Annotated in this window: 14 protein-coding genes; 7 read left to right on the top strand and 7 right to left on the bottom strand. The window is 73.5% G+C overall.

The features are described 5' to 3' along the window. Window positions 1–224: 224 nt before the first annotated feature. On the bottom strand, window positions 225–2426 hold the full coding sequence (locus KZQ38_RS37030; RefSeq protein ID WP_219441385.1) for an esterase-like activity of phytase family protein: 2202 nt from the start codon (window positions 2424–2426) through the stop codon (window positions 225–227). 164 nt (window positions 2427–2590) lie between these two features. Between KZQ38_RS37030 and KZQ38_RS12520 the strand changes: the two genes are divergently transcribed. Next, complete coding sequence (locus KZQ38_RS12520; protein ID WP_219441387.1) at window positions 2591–3454, top strand: AAA family ATPase; 864 nt, start codon at window positions 2591–2593, stop codon at window positions 3452–3454. Here KZQ38_RS12520 and KZQ38_RS12525 read toward each other — a convergent pair. From KZQ38_RS12525 to KZQ38_RS12535, 3 genes are all read right to left on the bottom strand, one after another. Then, a complete protein-coding gene (locus KZQ38_RS12525; RefSeq protein ID WP_219441389.1) occupies window positions 3430–4560 on the bottom strand; it encodes an ARPP-2 domain-containing protein in 1131 nt (376 codons plus the stop codon). The genes KZQ38_RS12520 and KZQ38_RS12525 overlap by 25 nt on opposite strands. Continuing rightward, a complete protein-coding gene (locus KZQ38_RS12530) occupies window positions 4561–5967 on the bottom strand; it encodes a hypothetical protein (protein WP_219441391.1) in 1407 nt (468 codons plus the stop codon). Window positions 5968–6149: 182 nt separating this feature from the next. Further along, on the bottom strand, window positions 6150–9476 hold the full coding sequence (locus KZQ38_RS12535; RefSeq protein WP_219441393.1) for a DEAD/DEAH box helicase: 3327 nt from the start codon (window positions 9474–9476) through the stop codon (window positions 6150–6152). 201 nt (window positions 9477–9677) lie between these two features. On the opposite strand from KZQ38_RS12535, the gene KZQ38_RS12540 reads away from it, so the two are divergent. From KZQ38_RS12540 to lspA, 3 genes are all read left to right on the top strand, one after another. Beyond that, the gene (locus KZQ38_RS12540) at window positions 9678–10592 is read left to right on the top strand and encodes an SMP-30/gluconolactonase/LRE family protein (RefSeq protein ID WP_219441395.1); all 915 of its coding nucleotides are present in this window, start codon (window positions 9678–9680) and stop codon (window positions 10590–10592) included. A gap of 35 nt (window positions 10593–10627) precedes the next feature. Then, window positions 10628–11584 carry a hypothetical protein gene (locus KZQ38_RS12545; protein WP_219441397.1) on the top strand — a complete coding sequence of 319 codons (957 nt, stop codon included), beginning with the start codon at window positions 10628–10630 and terminating at the stop codon, window positions 11582–11584. A gap of 287 nt (window positions 11585–11871) precedes the next feature. Then, complete coding sequence (gene lspA, locus KZQ38_RS12550) at window positions 11872–12381, top strand: signal peptidase II (RefSeq protein WP_219441399.1); 510 nt, start codon at window positions 11872–11874, stop codon at window positions 12379–12381. On the opposite strand, the gene KZQ38_RS12555 is transcribed toward lspA, so the two are convergent. Next, window positions 12351–13055: an SDR family NAD(P)-dependent oxidoreductase gene (locus KZQ38_RS12555; protein WP_219441401.1), complete on the bottom strand. Its 705-nt coding sequence runs from the start codon at window positions 13053–13055 to the stop codon at window positions 12351–12353. The genes lspA and KZQ38_RS12555 overlap by 31 nt on opposite strands. 144 nt (window positions 13056–13199) lie before the next feature. Here KZQ38_RS12555 and KZQ38_RS12560 point away from each other — a divergent pair, with 144 nt between their 5' ends. The 3 genes from KZQ38_RS12560 (at window position 13200) to KZQ38_RS12570 (ending at window position 15725) form a co-directional block, all read left to right on the top strand. Next, entirely contained in the window at window positions 13200–13994 is a 795-nt protein-coding gene (locus KZQ38_RS12560; protein WP_219441403.1) for a molybdenum cofactor biosynthesis F family protein, read from the top strand. Window positions 13995–14090: 96 nt separating this feature from the next. Continuing rightward, on the top strand, window positions 14091–14762 hold the full coding sequence (locus KZQ38_RS12565; RefSeq protein WP_219441848.1) for a class I SAM-dependent DNA methyltransferase: 672 nt from the start codon (window positions 14091–14093) through the stop codon (window positions 14760–14762). Between the two features lie 141 nt (window positions 14763–14903). Further along, window positions 14904–15725: a S1 family peptidase gene (locus KZQ38_RS12570; RefSeq protein WP_219441405.1), complete on the top strand. Its 822-nt coding sequence runs from the start codon at window positions 14904–14906 to the stop codon at window positions 15723–15725. Between the two features lie 90 nt (window positions 15726–15815). Here KZQ38_RS12570 and KZQ38_RS12575 read toward each other — a convergent pair whose 3' ends face one another. Next, entirely contained in the window at window positions 15816–16067 is a 252-nt protein-coding gene (locus KZQ38_RS12575; protein WP_219441407.1) for an EamA family transporter, read from the bottom strand. A gap of 535 nt (window positions 16068–16602) precedes the next feature. Then, on the bottom strand, window positions 16603–17106 hold the full coding sequence (locus KZQ38_RS12580; RefSeq protein WP_219441408.1) for a hypothetical protein: 504 nt from the start codon (window positions 17104–17106) through the stop codon (window positions 16603–16605).

Raw genomic sequence — 17106 nt, forward strand, 5'->3', positions numbered from 1 at the left:
GCGCGGCGCACCACGGCCGGCGGCTCGCCAACCCCGAACCGCCGCCCGGCACACCGGGCGCGCGCGGCCCGATGGGGTGGTGCGGTTTCGGTGAACCGGCGCGGGTGAGCCGCCTGCTCGGCGGCCCGACGCGGGACCGGCGCGCGTGGCCCGATCCGGCGGCCCCGCCCGGCCTGATCCGGCGGCCCCGCCCGGCCTCGGGCCGGGCCGCCGGGAGGCGTGGTCTAGCGGATCCAGCCCAGGCGCAGGAAGACCGACTCGCCGGGCGCGTCGTCGAGCCCGTCGTTGTCCACCACGCCGACCAACCGCCGCAGCGGGCCGAAGCCGACGACCGCGATGCCCTCCACCTTGTCGTGCGCGGTCGCGCCGTCGGCCTTCAGGGCGGGCAGCAGGTCGCGTGCCGGGGACTTCGCCACCACCGGCTTCGGCTGCCCGGCGGGCGTCGGCGCGAGGCGCGAGATGTCGACCCGGTACACCTTCTTCGTGACGGCGGCGTCACCGCGCTGGTTGTCGCGCTCCAGCACCAGCAGGGTGCGGTCGTCCAGCGCGGTCACCTCGGACAGGCCGACCCAGCCGCCCGCGGGCGCGGCGTCCAGCGGGTACGCCGCGAACGCCCACTCGCCGGTCGCGGGCGTGAAGCGGGCCAGGGTCGCCTGGCCGCGCATGTCCGACTTCCACTCCCGCTGCACCGCCACCCACACCTGCTCGGACGCACCGCGCCCGGTCACCGCCACGCCCTCGAAGCCGTTGCCGGTCGCGGTCGCCGCGACCGCCTCGGGCAGCGGCACCTCGCGCACCACCGCACCCGTCGGCGCGACCTCGACCAGCAGGTTCGGCTTCTTCTTGCCGTCGCCCTCGGACGCCACCCAGTATCCGCCGCCCCGGCGGGCCGCGACGCCCTCGCCGTCGTACCCGACCGGCCGACCGTCCTTGGTCAACGCCAGCTCGGCGCGGACCCGCGCGGGCGCGGCGAGCGTGTCGATGGTGAGGACGCGTGTCGGCGAGTACGCGGAATCGGTGACCGCGACGACGTGGCGGTGGTCGCCCGGGACGCCGGACAGGCCGGACAACGCGCCGAAGCCGATGCCGTCGGACACGATCGACGGCGTGCCCTGGTTGCGCTGCAAGGAAACCGCGAGCGGCGTGCGGGTCAGGCGGTACGAGGTGAGCGACGAGCGGATGCCGTCGTCGGCGGCGTCCTCCTCGGCGGACACGACCAGCGTGCCGGTGGCCGGGATCGGCAGCAGGCCCTCCGGCCCGACACCGGTCGGCAGCGCCTGGAGGAACTTCGGGCGGCGTGCGTCGTCGATGTCGTAGACGGCGACCAGGTTCGCCCGCTCCATGCCGACGAACGCGTACCGGTGCCTGCCGAACGTCGCCACGGCCAGGCCCTCGGGCTCGACGCCCTTGTTGTCCGACCGGCCGTCCGGGTACTGGCCCTGCCGGATCGCGACCTGCTCCAGCTCGTTGCCCGACGAGTGCACGACCCGGCCGCTCGCCGCGTCGAACACCGTCCACGTGCGCGAGCCGCCCCGGTAGTCGCCTTCGTCGGCGGTGCCCAGCGTGCGGTCGTCCAGCCAGGCCACGGCATCCGGCTCGCGGGCGGCGGTGATGGTCTGCGACGGGTCGATGCGGCCGTCGTCGGCGGTGTCCACGCCGCGCACGGTCGCGGTGCCCGCCGAGAAGTGGTTCACCACCTCGCCACGACGCAGGTCCACGATCGCGATGTGGTTGTTCTCCTGGAGCGTGACGGCGACCTGGTCGCGCCCGTTGATGCTCACGTACTCGGGTTCGGGGTCCTCGGGCGCGACCTCGGCGAGGCCGGTCAGCTCGACGCGGCGCTGCGTCCACCCGGTCGGCGCGCCCTTCAGGTCCACGATCGCGAGGAACCCGGCGGGCGCCTGCGGCAGCGCGCCGCCGTCGACGTCCTCGTCGCGCTCGTTCTCGATGGCGACCGCCGCGTACCGGCCGTCCCGGGAGATGTCGATGGAGTCCGGCTGCCCGCCGAGGTCGTGGGACGCGACCACCCGGCGGCCGTCCAGGTCGACCACCAGCAGCACGCCGGAAGGCGTGCGGCGGGACGGCGAGGTGTTGACCGCCACGAGGGCGAGTCGGCCCACGACGTCCACCGAGGTCGGTTCGCCGGGCACGGCGAGCGTGCCGTCCGGCGTGAACCGGCCGTCGCGGACGCGCGTGAACCCGATCCGCCTGCCGGGGGAGTCGGTGTAGACGACCGTGCGGCCGTCCGCGGTGGCGGCGGCGATCTCGGCGGCGGTGTGCTCGGCCGCGGTGCTGTTGCGGAACACGGGCATCGTGTCGACCCGCTGGAACCGCTCGGTCCCGTGCGCGCCGGCGGGCGGCGCGAGGACCGACGTGCTGATACCGCAGACCAGCAGGACCGCGAGTGCTCGTACCGGACGGGCCACCTTGCCTCCAACCTCGACGACGGGCGCGCGCTTTGTAGCGCACGGGAACGACTTGGGGATGAACTTCCCATGTCCGACCGGCGTCGGATCAGCCCGAACAGCCGCATCCGGTCCGTTCCGCCGGGACGTCGGCGGTCCACGCCCGCGGTCGGTAGGCTCGACGCGTGGTCGATCTTCCGCTGCACGAGTCGTCCGCCACCCTGCTGCCCGGTCCGCTCGCGGAACTGCCCACGCGGATCGCCGCGGCCGGCGGCCTCGCCGGTGCCCTCGCGACCCGGCTCGAACCCGACCCGGCCGGGCTGTCCCGCGCGGCGCTGGTCGAGGCGGCGAGCGCGGAGGCCGACCGGTTGGCCGACATCGTGGTGCGGCCGGAACACCTCGTGCTGGGACTGGTGCGCGCGACCGGCGGCGCGTTGGCGCGGGCACGTGAGGTGTGGCAGCTGATCGTCGCTGAGAGGGCTTACGCGGACTACCTGGAGCTGCGACCGGGTGGCGGGACGCCCGTCGTCGTGCTGGTGGCCGGTGTGCCGGGCACGGGCAAGAGCACCCTGGCCGAGGGGCTGGCACGGCGGCTGCGCGCACCCGTGTTCTCGATGGACTGGCAGATGGGCGCGTTGCGGCCGTTCGGGGTGCTGCGTGACGACAACGTCGCGCCGCTGGCCGAGACGAACCTGACCGCGTCGGTGGCCCGCCAGCTGCACCTGGGGCTGGACGCGGTGATCGACGCGACCGGGCACCGCCGGGAGGTGCGGGACCGGTGGCGCGCCTTGGTCGAACGGCTCGGCGGCGTGTTCCTGGGCGTCGAGTGCGTGTGCTCGGACGAACAGGCGCAACGCGCCCGCGTGGAGGGCCGGTCGCGCGGCATCCCCGGCTGGCACGCCACCGTCTCCTGGGAGCACGTCCAGCGGATGAAAACCCTGTGGGAGCCCTGGGAAGCACCGCACCTGGTGATCGACTCGGCGGTCGACGGCCCGGACGAAGCGCTGGCGAAGGTCCTCGCGCGTTACCGGGAGATCGCCGAGCGGTAGCGCGCGAGGACGTCCTCCCGCAGCAGCGAACCGAGCCCGGCGGACGCGATCCGCGTGCCCAGTCGGGCTTCGGTGACGCCCAACGCCGCCGCGGCGTCCGACATGCGCCACCCGTGCGCGGAGAGGTGGTTGAGCAGGTAGCCGCGGCGGATCTGGCTCTCCGACAGGCGGAACGTCTTCAGGTACGCGGTGCGGCCCCGGCTGTCGGTGATCAGCTCGCCGATGTGGTTCTCCTCCTTCACCCGGAAACCGGGCAGGAACCGGGACAGCGTGAAGCCGCCCATCCGGTGCACGCGGCGGATGTCGTAGGACGGCTCCAGCAACCCGGCGGCCATCGTCCCGTGGAACGCCGACCACTCCGCCTGCTGCCGGTTCGCGGCGGCCCGCAGGTCGGCGAGGGTGCGGATGTGCGCGTCGGGCAGGCGCACCTCGAACTGCCGCACCGGGGCGGAGTACAACGCGTACTGGTACACCAGTTCGCCGTACATGTCGTGCACGAGGGTCGCGTGCAGTTCCCGGTAGTCGTCCGGGTGCGGCACGACGAACACCGCCGCCAGCGCGTCCGCCGCGTACACCGCCACGCCGCACTGGCCGGGGTGGATCTCGAAGACCTTCACCGCGTCCGCGAGGCCGTCCACCCGCTCGCCCAGGTACGCCTGCTCGGCGCGGGGCGACAGGCCGTGCCGGATCGCGCGCTGCGACCACTCGTCCCACACCACGTCCGGACCGCCGAAGTGGAGCGCGAGGTAGCCCTCCAGCGCGAGGTGCAGCGGCAGGAACCGCAGGCGGTTCTTGTCGACGCGTCGCGCCATCCGGCGGTGGAAGCGCACCGGGACGGTCGACCGGGGCGCGTCCTCGCGGGTGAGTTCGGTGCCGTACGCGGCGGCCGGTGTGCCGTCGGTGGTCCAGGCGGCGACGAACCCGTGCGGGATGTACGAGACGTAGTGGGTCCCGTCGCCGACGTCGACCACACCGACGCCGTCGTGGAGGCGCGGGTGCAGGCGCAACTGCGTGATCGGCTCGTCGCGGACCAGCGGCACGAGGCGCACACCACCCCACACCTGGGCGGGCCGCGTGGTGAGCCCCGTCAGGTCGAGCCGGGCCATCTACGCGTCCTCCAGGTAGCGGGCGGTGCGGGTGGCGAAGTGCGCGTGCAGCTCGGGCAACCCGGTCCGGCCCTCGGTGAAGCGGGCGAACTCGACCAGGGCGGGCACGTCCTCGGCGTCCCGCACGCCGAGCGTCGGCGTCAGCGGGGAGAGGCGCTTCACGTCGAAGTCGGCCACGTCGTACACCGGGTTGAGGTGCACGACGCCCACCCGGCGGTCGGGGTCGAGCTTCGTCCGCCACACCCGCAGCACCTCGGCGGCGAGCCCGTGCGGCGCGTTGTCCCAGCCGTCGGACACGATCAGCAGCCGGTCCGGTCCGTGCTCCAGCGCGTCGAGCACGCGCTCGCCCAGGGGCGTCACGCCCAGCGGGTGCGTGAGCAACGCGTCGTCGCGCCCCGACGTCCACAACGGCACGTACCGGTCGGCCAGCGCCTCGAACAGGAAGTGGCAGGCGAGCGCGACGGCCAGCGGCCGGCGGCGCTTCACGGCCGAGCCGAACGCGGAGAAGCTGTCGTCCAGCACCGCCGCCACCCGACCCCAGCGGCCCGCGTCCCGGCCGCACACCCGCCGGGCCGCCGCGCGCAGCGCACCCGTCAGCTCGCCGCGCCGGTCCACGCGTTCCGCCACGGGCAACGACAACACGTAGGACGCGAGGCGCGTCAACGGCAGCGCGGCCAGGTCGACGGACACGGCGGTCTTCTCGCGTCGCGCGGTGTTCTGGAGCCGCAGCCGTTCCAGCCGGGTCAGGCGGGGTTCGATGCGCTCCAGGAACACCGCCCGGTCGATGCCGTGCTTGGCGGCGAAGCCTTCGGCGACCGTGTAGGGCAGTTCGTACACGGCGGTGTGCTCGTAGTGCGCGCGTCGCCACGCGTCCAGCAGTGGTGTCTCGTAACGCTTGCGGTGGTCTCGTGCGAACAGGAACCCGCCGACCTCCGGTGCGTCCGGCACGACGTGCGCGTGCCGCAACGCGTTCTTGAGGCCGGCGCGGTACTTCACGGCGTCGAGCGCCGGGTCCGGCCGTGCGGCCACCCAGTCGCGGATGATCGCGCGGGTGCGCCGGTTGTTCACCTTCGCCCGCCGCAGCGCCCGGAAAACGTCGTACACGCGCTGCGGCGGCAGGTCGCGCAGCCGTCGCGCGATCAACGCGCCCTCGGTGGCCCGCTGCTCGGGCGTCGCCTCGGAGGTGGTCTCCAGCAGGCGGCGGACGATGAGCGCCGCGTTGTGGTCGTTGATGTCCATCGCGAGGGTCGCCGCGTACAGGTCGCGGTAGTTGCCCGCCACGTACTCGTGCAGGAACTCCAGCGAGAGCCGCTGTTCGCGGGCCGTGTGGTGGAACTCGTGCTGCCCGGTGGACGTGGTGGCCGCGTTGACGAACATCAGCATGTCCTCGGCGGTGACGGCGTCCATCGGCCCCTCGGTCGGGAGTGGGTGGGCGCCGGTCGGGGAATGGGGGCGCGAACGGCGAATCTTCGCTTCAAAGGCGGTTTTCGGAAGTCGCACCGGAGTCCCGCGACCGGCGTGCCCGCACGCTATCAGCCGCCGCGGCCGGGCGAAGTGGAATTCAGCCGCGCTCACACCGCTTCGGTCCGCTACCGCTTCGGTCCCACCGCGCCCAAGCCCCGGCGGCTCAGTGGTGGCGGTGGCTCGGGGGTTTCCGGTTCGGCCAGGGCGTCGTACGCGGCCAGCCAGCCGGTCGCCCGGTAGTCGCCGCGGCGCGTGAACACGGCGACGCCCACATCCGGGTCGTCCGAGGCGGGGTAGGGCAGTTCGGTGTCGGCCCTGGTCGGCGTGGCCGGTCCGTGGTGCTTGCCGCGCCACGTCACCGCCGACGCGCCCACCGTGCCGGACACCGACGCGTGGCCCTCGCCCGCGGTGAGCACGGCGGTGGTGACGCGTTCCCGCAGCAGCGCGGTGTACCCGGCCTGGTCGAGTTCGCACCCGGCGGGCGGGCGGCCCGGTTGCCAGTCCGGCGCGCGGACACCGCGCGCGACCGCCGAGCGCCACATCTCCGGCACCAGCTCGTGCGCCCGCGCCCGGGTCGCCATCTGCTCGCACAGCCACAGCAGGCGGCCCGCGCCGCGCCGCGGCTCCAGGCGCCGCCACCGCACCCGCTGGTCCAGGTCGGCCGCCACCACCGCGATCCACGGGTGCACGGTGCCCAGCGCGCCCTGCGCCGCCAGCCACGACAGGTAGCGCGGCGCCTGCTCGAACACCGGGTGCAGCGTCGACAGGGGCACACCCGCCGCGACCCGCCGCCCCCGCCCGGTCGCGAACAGGTGCGGCGACCGGGCCGCCAGCAACAACGCCGCCCGTGCCAGGTCGCCGGGCGCGGTCGTGGTCTGGGCGCCCAGGCCCTTCACCGACGCGGTGTGCGTGATCCGCGACGACCGGCCACCCGCCTTGATCGCGGTCGCCACGGCGGGCCGCACCTGGTCGGGCACGGCGATCGCCGCCAGCTCCGGCACCGCCACCGAGAGCACCAGGGTCAACGCGTCCTCGGCGGCGTCCGCGTCCGTCGGCGGCGGCAGCAGGCCCAGCGCGTACCGCAGGCGTCGCCCGGACCTGGTCGACACCATCATCCGGGCGGTGAGCCTGCCCAGTTCGGTGATGGCCAGACCGCCGTCCGGCCCGTCCACGAGGTGTCCCTCCGCCACCAGGAACGCCACCGCGTCCTGCACGGGCTGGAGCGCGTCGTCGCCCTGGGCGTGCGCCAGCGTCTCCACCCACCACGCCTCGGCGTCGGGCACGCTGGTGATCCGGCCCTGGAGCACCTCGGCCAGCACGTGGTCCGGCAGGCTCTCGTGGATGCGCGAGTACACCGAGTACCCGGCGACCAGCCGCGCCTGCCACGCCGCCCGCTGGTGCTCGTCCACCACCAGGTACGACCAGCCCTCGTGCTCGCCCGCGCCGATCCGCCCGGCCCGGCCGAACATCTGGAGCACCATCGACGTGTCCATCGGCTCGCCGCCGACCGTGGTGTCCCGCACGATCACCGCGCGAGCGGGCAGGTTCACGCCCGCCGCCACCGTGGACGTCGCCACCAGCACATCGGCGGAGCGCTCCCGGAAGGCGCGTTCGGCCGCGTGCTTGTGCTCGTAGTCGGCGTAGTGCAGGCGCACCCCGACGTCCGCGCACACCTCGGTGAGCCCGTCCACGTCGTCCGCCGCCACGGTGTGCACGGGCGCGCCGCGCTCGGCCGCGATCGCCATCGCCGTGGAGCGCACGTTGCGCTTCGAGCCGCAGAACACCAGCACGCTGCCCTGCTCGGCGGTGTGGCGGTGGGTGAGGTCCACCACGACCTGCTCCCGCAGCCGCGCGTTCTGCGCGAACCCGGAGCCCGCGGGCACGGTCGGCAGCTGCCAGGTGACCCGCGACGGCCGCCAGGTCGTCGCGACCAGCTCGGCCTCCAGCCACTCGGCGACCTCGGCCGCGTTGGACACCGTCGCCGACAGCCCCACGATGCGGACCGGCGAGTCCGCGCCACGCACCCTGGCCAGCAACGCCTCCAGCAACGCGCCCCGGCCGGGGGTGCCCAGCAGGTGGATCTCGTCCACCACGAGGCAGCCGACCTCGCCCAGCGCGGCCTGGAGCGACGCGGCGCGGCACACCGCCTCGAACTTCTCCGTCGTGGCCACCCACAGGTCCGCCGCCCGGACCCGCGCCACGTCCACCGCGTACTCGCCGGACAGCCGCTCCACCCGCAGCCCGCGTGCCCGCCACGACTCCAGCTCGCGGTCCAGCTCGTCGGTCAGCGACCGCTGCGGCACCAGCCACGCGGCCTTGCGGCCCTCCTCCAGGATGGTCCGGAGCACCGCCAACATGCCGACCGCGGTCTTGCCCGCGCCGGTCGGCGCGGTGACCAGCAGGTGCCCGTCGTGGTCGAGCACGTGCGGCGCGGCCTGCGCCTGGGCCGGGTTGAGCACCGGGAACGGCAGGTAGGGCAGCCACTCCGGCGGCACGAAGCGGTCCACCGGCACGGGGTCCGGCGTGGTGGCGGGCGCGGGTTCGTGCAGGTCCCACAGCAGGCCGAAGGCGAGCCGCGCGGCCAGCGCCTGATCACCGGCGACGGGCTCGCACGGCTCCGGCGCGATCCCGCCGACCCCGGACAGCCAGGCGGTGGCCCGCAGCCCGTCGTCGTCGCCCGCCACGGTCTCCTGCTCCAGCCAGTGCCGGACGGACCGGTGCGCCACGCCCTCCTGGTCCAGCAGGGCGCGCAGGCCGTCGAACTCGGGCCGGTCGGGCATGATCACCCGGCCGCCCTCCACCCCGGGCGGTGGTTTCACGGTCGGGTCGACCGTCTTGCACCACCAGATCGGGCCCACCGGCTCGACCAGCGCGGCGGGCAGCTCCGGCGGCTCGTCGCCCGCCGCGGCGGGCACGGTGTCGGAACCGGCCAGCACGGACCGGATGCGTGCCGCCATGACGGCGGTGGAGACCCGTCGCGGTCGGACGACCTCCGCCGGCCGCTCGACAACGGGTTCGCTCTCGCCCTCGTCGGCCGTGCTCTGGTCGGCCGCGGTCGACGGGGGCTCGACGGTCCCGCTGGTGTCCTCGGTGCTTTCCCGCGCCAGCGCGGCGAGCTGGGCGTCCTCGGCGGCGCGGCGGGCGACGGCGTCCGGGCGCAGCTCGCCCAGCACGGTGCGTTGCGACAGGTGCAGCTCACGCAGGGTGAACGACCGTGGGCAGGCGACGCACACGACGGCGGCCTGCAACTGCTGCTTGCCGCGGTGCGGGTGGGCCCGGTAGAGGCCGTGCAGGGCGCCGGAGCACCGGGGGCACGGCTTCTCGACCGGGATCGGCGAGACCTGCCAGCCGGGCTCGGCGTACCGGGCGATCGCGGGCTCGGGGCGGACACCCCACCGCGCTTCGACCACGCCGGCGACGGACGTGTCGACCTGCGGCGACCCCCGGACCACTCATCGCCTCCACTGCACCGGTGAGCACGCGATGCTAACCCGTTCGGTCGGCGCGTCGCAGGCGGGCGGGGTGTGCGCCACGCCGCCCGGGGTACGGGAGTCGTGGGCCGCGATGCGCAGCGAAAGGGTTCCGGTGGGTTACTGCACGGTCGACGTGGGCGGTCGAGACTGGGTGGTGCGCGGGTATCGAAGGGATGTGCGATGTTGTCTTTCCGTCATGCGCTGGTCTGCGCGGCGGTGCTCGCCGTGACCGGCGGGCCCGCCGTCCAGGCGGCCGAGCCCTACCCGGCCACCATCCAGCTCCCGAACGGCTTCCGGCCCGAGGGCATCGCGATCAGCGGCGAGCGGGCCTACTTCGGGTCGATGGGCACGGGCGCGATCTACCGGGCCGACCTCGCCACCGGTCGCGGCGAGGAGTTCGTCCGCGGCACGTCCGGCGGCGCGGCGCTCGGCCTCAAGGTGGACGACCGGGGGCGGTTGTTCGTCGCGGGCGGCGGCACCGGGACCGCGCGGGTCGTCGACACCGCCAACGGCGCCGTGCTCGCCACGTACCGGCTCGCCACGCGGTCCTCGTTCGTCAACGACGTGGTGCTCACGCCGGGAGCCGCGTGGTTCACCGACTCGTCCACCCCGGTGCTGCACAAGGTGCCGTTCGGCAGCGGCGGCGCGCTGCCCGCCCGACCGGAGTCGGTGCGGTTGTCGGGCGACATCACCTACGTGTCCGGCACCAACGCCAACGGCATCGAGACCACGCCGGACGGGCGGGCGTTGATCGTCGCCCAGCACAACACCGGCAAGCTGTTCCGCGTCGACCCGGCGACCGGCGTGGCGCGGACGATCACCGTCGCGGGCGGCGCGCTGACCAACACCGACGGCCTGCTGCGTGCCGGGAACACCCTGTACGTCATGGAGAACCGGAACAACCGGGTCGCGGTGGTCGACCTGGACGCGACGGGCGCGAGCGGCGCGTTGCGCCAACGCGTCACCGACCCGCGGTTCGACGTGCCGACCACGGCGGCGGCCTTCCAGGGCAGGCTGTACCTGCCGAACGGCCGGTTCACCACGCCACCGACGGCGGGCACGACGTACACGGCGGTGGCGATCCCGAAGCCGTGACGTGGTTGCTCCGGCACGGACTGTAACGACCTCGGGTGCGTGACCGAGTTAATGGCGTGAAGGCGTTGTTGCTCCGGCTCTACCGGTACACCGGGGTGCGGGGACTGATCCTGCTCGGTGTGGCACTGCTCCTCGGCACGATCCTCGTGGCGAGCGGCGGGTTCGAGCCGTTCGGGCGGTCGAGCGGCACGCTCGGCACGTTCAGCATGGCGATCGGCGCGCTGGTGGTGATCGCGGTGGGCGCCGCGCAGTACCGGCGGTCGTCCGCCACGGTGGGCCACGAGGAGGTCGTGGTGCCGCTGCTGCGCTCGGAGGCCAAGTTCTGCCTCATCCTGCGGCCGTTCGGGCAGGACGCGCACGTGGTGCTGCCGAAGGTGGGCGCCAAGCGGCGGGTCGGCGGCGGGACCCCGTTCACGCCGAACGTGACGTTGGAGCAGGTCGTCACCACTGCCGCGCGAGCCGTGGGCGACATGAAGACCTACGGCATCGTCGACCAGCGCACCGTCTTCGCGCCGCCCGGTCCGGTGCTGATGCGCGCGGCGGACGACGAGTGGCAGTCCGTGGCCCGCAACCTGATCCGCCGCGCGGCGGTGATCGTGCTGGTGCTCCCGCCGGACCGCGAGTTCGGCGACGGCTTCCTGTGGGAGATCGAGCAGATCCGCCGCTACGACCGGACGTCGCGGGTGGTCGTCGTCGTGCCGCCCGGTTCGGGTGCCGAAGCGCACGAGGAAGCGCTGCGGCGGGCGTGCGTGCTGATGGCGATGCTCGACGGCGAACCGGACCGGTTCCGCGTGCACGAGTACGAGCTGCTGTTCCCACCGACCACGATGGTCATCCGGTGCACCGCCGACGGTGTGCGGTGGTGGGAGACGCAGGACGAGCCGGTCGAGCGCACCATGCTCGGGCGCAAGCGGAAACGGGTGTTCGCCGACGCCACGTACCGCGAGGTGCTGGAGGTGGCGATGCGGGAGATCGACCACGAGGCGAACTGAGCGCCGCCCTGCCCGCCCCGTTTGCCTCACTTGCCTCGCCGAACCTGCCTGCCCGCGCCGCGCGGCCGACGCCCGCCGGCCCCGCCTCGCGCCGCTCCAGCGCCGCCGGTCGGCCGACCCGTCGCCCCGCCTTGCCCACCGCCGACCCGCGCCGCTCCTCCGCCCTCGTCCGTCCCCGCCGCGCCCGGCTCCGCTCGTCCCCTCGCACATCGGCGGCCCGGGTGGGCGGGGATGTCTGCCAGAGCGGTTGCCCCGGGGTCAGCGGGGCTCGACTACCATCACGGCCGATGACGACCAGCACATTCACCCGCCGCCTGCCCGTCGTGGTGGCCATCGCCCTGACCGTTCTGGTCGTCGACCAGGCCACCAAGTTCTGGGCCGAGAGCACCCTCGTCGGCCGCGCGCCGATCCCCGTGCTCGGCGACTTCATCCGCTTCCGCCTGCTCTACAACCCGGGCGCCGCGTTCTCCCTGGGCAGCGGCTCGACGTGGATCTTCACCATCATCGCCGCGGTGGCGGTCGTCGTGCTGGCGCGGTTCGCCACCCGGCCGCAGACGGCCGGGCGGGCGTTCGCCCTGGCGCTGCTGCTCGGCGGCGCGTCCACCCACCTGCTGGACCGGCTGTTCCGCGCGCCGGGGTTCGCGCGCGGCCACGTGGTGGACTTCATCGACTACAACGGCTGGTTCGTGGGCAACGTCGCCGACATCGCCCTCACCGTCGGCGCGGTCCTGCTCGTCCTGTTCGGCTTCACCGAGCAGGAGGACGATCAGGCCGGGAAGCCCGACCGGGCCGAGTAGCCGTAGTCCGCCAGCAGCGCCTGCCCGTTGACGGTCGGCGACGCGGCCAGGAACAACACCTGCCGCGCCACGTCCGCCGGCGACTGCACGGGGAAGTCCGCCTGGTCCAAGGCGTCGTCGCCGAGATCGCCCCGTGCCATCGGGGTGTCCACGATGGACGGGCACACGCAGTTCACGCGCACCCGTTCCAGCTCCACAGCCAACGCGCGCGTCAACGCCACCACCGCGCCCTTCGACGCGCAGTACGGCACCATGCCCGGCGCGGACACGAAGGCCGAGTCGCTGGCCAGCAGCACGATCGCGCCACCCGTCGACAGGTGCGGGTAGGTGTGCTTGGCCAGCAACAACTGCCCGGTCACGTTGACCGCCAGCACGGCCGCGATGTCCGCCGCCAGGGTGTCCACCAGCGGCGTGCCGACGGGACCGGAGATGCCGGCGCAGCCGACCACCACGTCCAGCCCGCCGAGCCGCCCGACCGCCTCGGTGACGCCCGCGACGACGCTCGGTTCGTCCGTGACGTCCGCGCGCACGGTCGGCACGTCGGCCGGTCCGTCGGCGAGGTCCAGCGCCACCACCCGCGCGCCCTCCGCCGCGAACGCACGCGCGCACGCCAGGCCGATCCCCGACGCCCCACCAGTGACCAGCACGTTCCTGCCCGCGAAGCCCAGATCCACGGCTCCCATCCTGGCCGCGCGCCGCACGCGGCGGGTTGTCGGCCCACGCACCGTCCTTGTCCGCCGCCGCACGGCCTGCGCCCGCCCCGTTCCACCACGCACCCGTCCCCGCGAGACTGCGGCCACGTCGAGAAAGGACCGCCTGTGACCGAGACCGCAACGACCCTGTCGGACACGTCGACCTGGCTGCCGCTGGACGGCCTGGCCCCCGGCTTCGACGAGAGCAAGGCGCCCACGGTCGACGACCTCAACGGCCTCGAACTCGTGCTGGACGGCGAGGACGGCTCCGCGCGGCGGGTGGAGTTCACCGGCGCGAACCGCGTCGAGTGGGACGGCGCGGCCGACGAGTGCGAGACGTTCCTCGTGGACGACGACCTGTACTACACCCAGTTCCACCCGGCCGCCCGGCCCGACGAGGCCGTGTCGTTGTTCCTGGACCGGCGGGACGGCCGCGCGCTGATCGTCACCACGGCCATCGGTGAATCCGGCACGCCGCGCGTGACGCAGCGGTTCGTGACGGCGACCATCCGCGACGCCGCCGTGCGCGGCGCGGCGGCGGCACCGACGACGGCCCTGATCGGCCGCCGCGCCATGTGGGTCTACAGCGCCGACCACGCCTACGAGCACGTCTACCTCAGCCCGCACTGGTACTCGTGGCAGTGCCTGGCCGGTCCGGAGAAGGGCTTGGCCGACACCGACGAGAACTCGGCGTACCAGCTGCGGCCGGGTGTCTACGTGTTCACGTGGCGGGAGAAGGTGATCCCGTGCGCGGCGGTCACCGTGGCCGACCACCGCGACGTCCGCAACCTCCGCTCCCACGGCGTGCTGTTCGGGCTCGATGAAACGGGTCGCACGCCGACCCACTTCACCTTCGGCGCGAACGGCCGCCTGCTGAGCAACACGGTGCACCCGGAGCAGTACGACCCGGCCCGCGGATAATCCCGCGCGCCCGCCGCGCTCTCCCCGCTACGGTCCGGTTCCGTGGACTACTTCGGGGAGAGCGTCGCGGCCCGCTACGACGAGGTGTCGGGGGACATGTTCGACACCGGCGTCGTCGGCCGCGCGGTGGACGTGCTGGCCGACCTGGCGGGCGCGGGCCGCGCCTTGGAACTGGGCATCGGCACCGGGCGGATCGCCCTGCCGCTGGTCGACCGGGGTGTGCCGGTGCACGGCATCGACATGTCCGACGCGATGGTGGCGCGGATGCGTGCCAAACCGGGCGGCGACCGACCCGGCGTGACGATCGGCGATTTCGCCACCACCCGGGTGGACGGCGAGTTCTCGTTGGTGTACCTGGTCTACAACACCATCATGAACCTGACGTCCCAGGACGCCCAGGTGGACTGCTTCCGGACGGCCGCCGCCCACCTGGCCCCCGGCGGGACCTTCGTGGTCGAGGTCGGGGTGCCCGAGCTGCGCAGCGTGCCACCGGGTCGGAACAGCCTGCCGTTCCACGTGAGCGACACGAAGGTCGCCTTCGACGTCTACGACTTCGCCACCCAGCACATGACCTCCAACTACGTGGAGGTGGTCAACGGCGAAGGCAGCTACCGCACCATCCCGTTCCGCTACGTGTGGCCGTCCGAACTGGACCTCATGGCCCGCCTGGCGGGTCTGGACCTCAGCGACCGCTGGTCGGACTGGGACCGCTCGCCCTTCACCGCCGACAGCACCAAGCACGTGTCGGTCTGGCGGAAGCCCGCCTGAGCCCGGGAGCGTGGTAGCGCAGGCACCACCACGGGTGGTCCCGCTGCCACCCCGGCCGCCCGGCGGGTTCCCCGGATGGTTCCGTCCACGGTGGACGGCGAGTATTTGTCTCGACTGATGAACCCCTTGCGGAGGAAGAACATGTCGAGACTGAAGTCCGTGCGCCGTGGAGTTGCCCGAGTGGCCGGCGTCGTGGTGCTGGGCGCGTTCTGCGCGACCGCGATGACCGGCACGGCCGGCGCCATCGTCAACGGCGAGGACTCCACCGAGCGCTACCAGTTCATGGCCTCGATCCCGGAGACCGTGCCCGAGGCGGGCAACGCCAAGGGCGTCTGCGGTGCGTCGTTGATCCACCCGCGGTGGGTCGTGACGGCGGCCCACTGCGTCGACCCGGAGGGGACGGGCGCGGTGCCGGACGGGACCGTGCGCATCGGCAGCGACAAGCGGACCTCCGGCGGCACCGTCCGGAACATCGACCGCGTGGTGCGCCACCCGGGCTACCGCGTGGGCACCCAGCCGAACCGCAACGACATCGCGCTGGTGCGGTTGGACCGCCCGGTCGCCGAGCAGCCGATCCGGATCGCCAACCGGGCGGGCGACCCCGGCACCCCGACCCGGCTGCTGGGCTTCGGCACCACGGTCGAGGGCGGCCTGCCCGACTGGAAGTTCCCCGAGCGGCTCCAGCAGCTCGACACCCGGCGCGGCGCGGAGTCCGAGTGCGCGCCCGGCTTCGCGGACCGGACCCGGCTGTGCACGATCAGCCGGAAGCCCAACGCCATGGCGTGCTCCGGCGACTCCGGCGGTCCGCAGGTGCAGCGCGGCAAGTGGGGCCGCTGGGAGCTGATCGGCGTCACCTCCGGTCCTGGCAACACGGGCGACAAGTGCTCGGCCGGTCCGGGCCTCTACACCAACGCGACCGCGTACCACGGTTGGATCCAGAAGACCATCAACACCAACCGCTGACCCAGCCCGAAACACGCGCCATCCGGGTTGGCGGCGCGTCAAGGGGGCGGTGCGGCGGCTGCCGCTCCCGGTAGGCGTAACGAGGTTTCGTCACCCGCTCGCCTCCGCTCGCCCCGCTACCAACACCGACCCGGCGATGATCGCCGCCAACCCGACTACCGTGGACCACCGCACTTGCTCGTCACGGAGCAGCCAGCCGAGCACGGCGGTAACGCCTGGCGACAGGTAGAACGCCAAGGTCGCTTTGCCCGGTCCGGCCTGTGCGATCAGGCCGTAGAAAACGGTGAGCGTCAAAGCCGTGAACACCACACCCAGTGCTACCAAGGCAATCACGCTGCTCACCGGCGGCATAGCACAAGGCAGCCGCGGTGATCAGGGTTCCGCCAAGCAGCAGGTGCGAACTACCGCCGATGTCTACCCCGAACAGCAGCGCGATGCCGGCGAATCCCATCACGAGCCCGAGGGTTCCCCTGGCACCTGCCGGTCTCTCGTCGGGCGCGAACCCGCCCGAACACCACGACCACCGGCGGAAACCCACGCAGTGCGACCGCGATTACCAGGTAGGCCGCACCCCACAGCAAGGACAGCGCCCCGAGGAGCAGCCAGTTCCTTCGGCTCATCACCTGGCGCTTCCGGTGCGGTCTTCGCTCCCGATCGGCACCGGACGATGCTACGGGGCTACCTCGAACAACGTCCTTACCGCGCCGAGCTGCCGCTGGGGCAGCAGCTCGCGCACCCGGCGTTGGTTGCGGCCGGAACCAGTCTGGCCGACCGGTTCCCACGCTTCGAGGGCAGCGGTGGCGGCAGCCTCGGGCTCGACTGCCGAGGTCTGGCCGGAGCGCTCCCGGACGTAGTGCACCCTCGCTTGAACGCCTGGTCAGGCCCGGTCGTCGGGGCGGGCGGCGTGCCAGGCCGCCTCGAACTCGGCCTCGGTGATGCGGTGGCCCACCAGCTCCGGGTCGAACAGGTCGGCCACCGGCGGGTTGAAGAGCCAGTCGTCCGGGGTGCCCCGGTACGCGACGCCCGCCGGGGTGATCTCGACCTGGCGCAGCCGCCGCCCGTCCGGGCCCACCTCGTACAGGTGCGCCCCGTCCTCCTCCCGGTACCGCAGGTGGACGACCGGGAGGTCGGCCAGCGCCCCGAAGTCGGGGTGGTCGCGCTGGGCGGTCCGCTGGTCGCGCAGGCCGTCGAGCCCCGCCGGCAGCACCGGCGCGTCGACGTCCACCTCCGCGACGCCCGTCAGGTCCAGCGACAGCTCCTCCGGCCGGTCGATCACCTCGACCTCGGCGAACGTCTCCAGCACCTGCCGGGCGGAGTCGGCGTGGATCCACCACCACAGGCCGCCCATGCCGTAGTCGTGCAGCACCAGGTACCGGGGCAT

It is taken from the genome of Saccharothrix obliqua (assembly GCF_019375475.1).
Taxonomy (GTDB): Bacteria; Actinomycetota; Actinomycetes; order Mycobacteriales; family Pseudonocardiaceae; genus Actinosynnema; species Actinosynnema obliqua.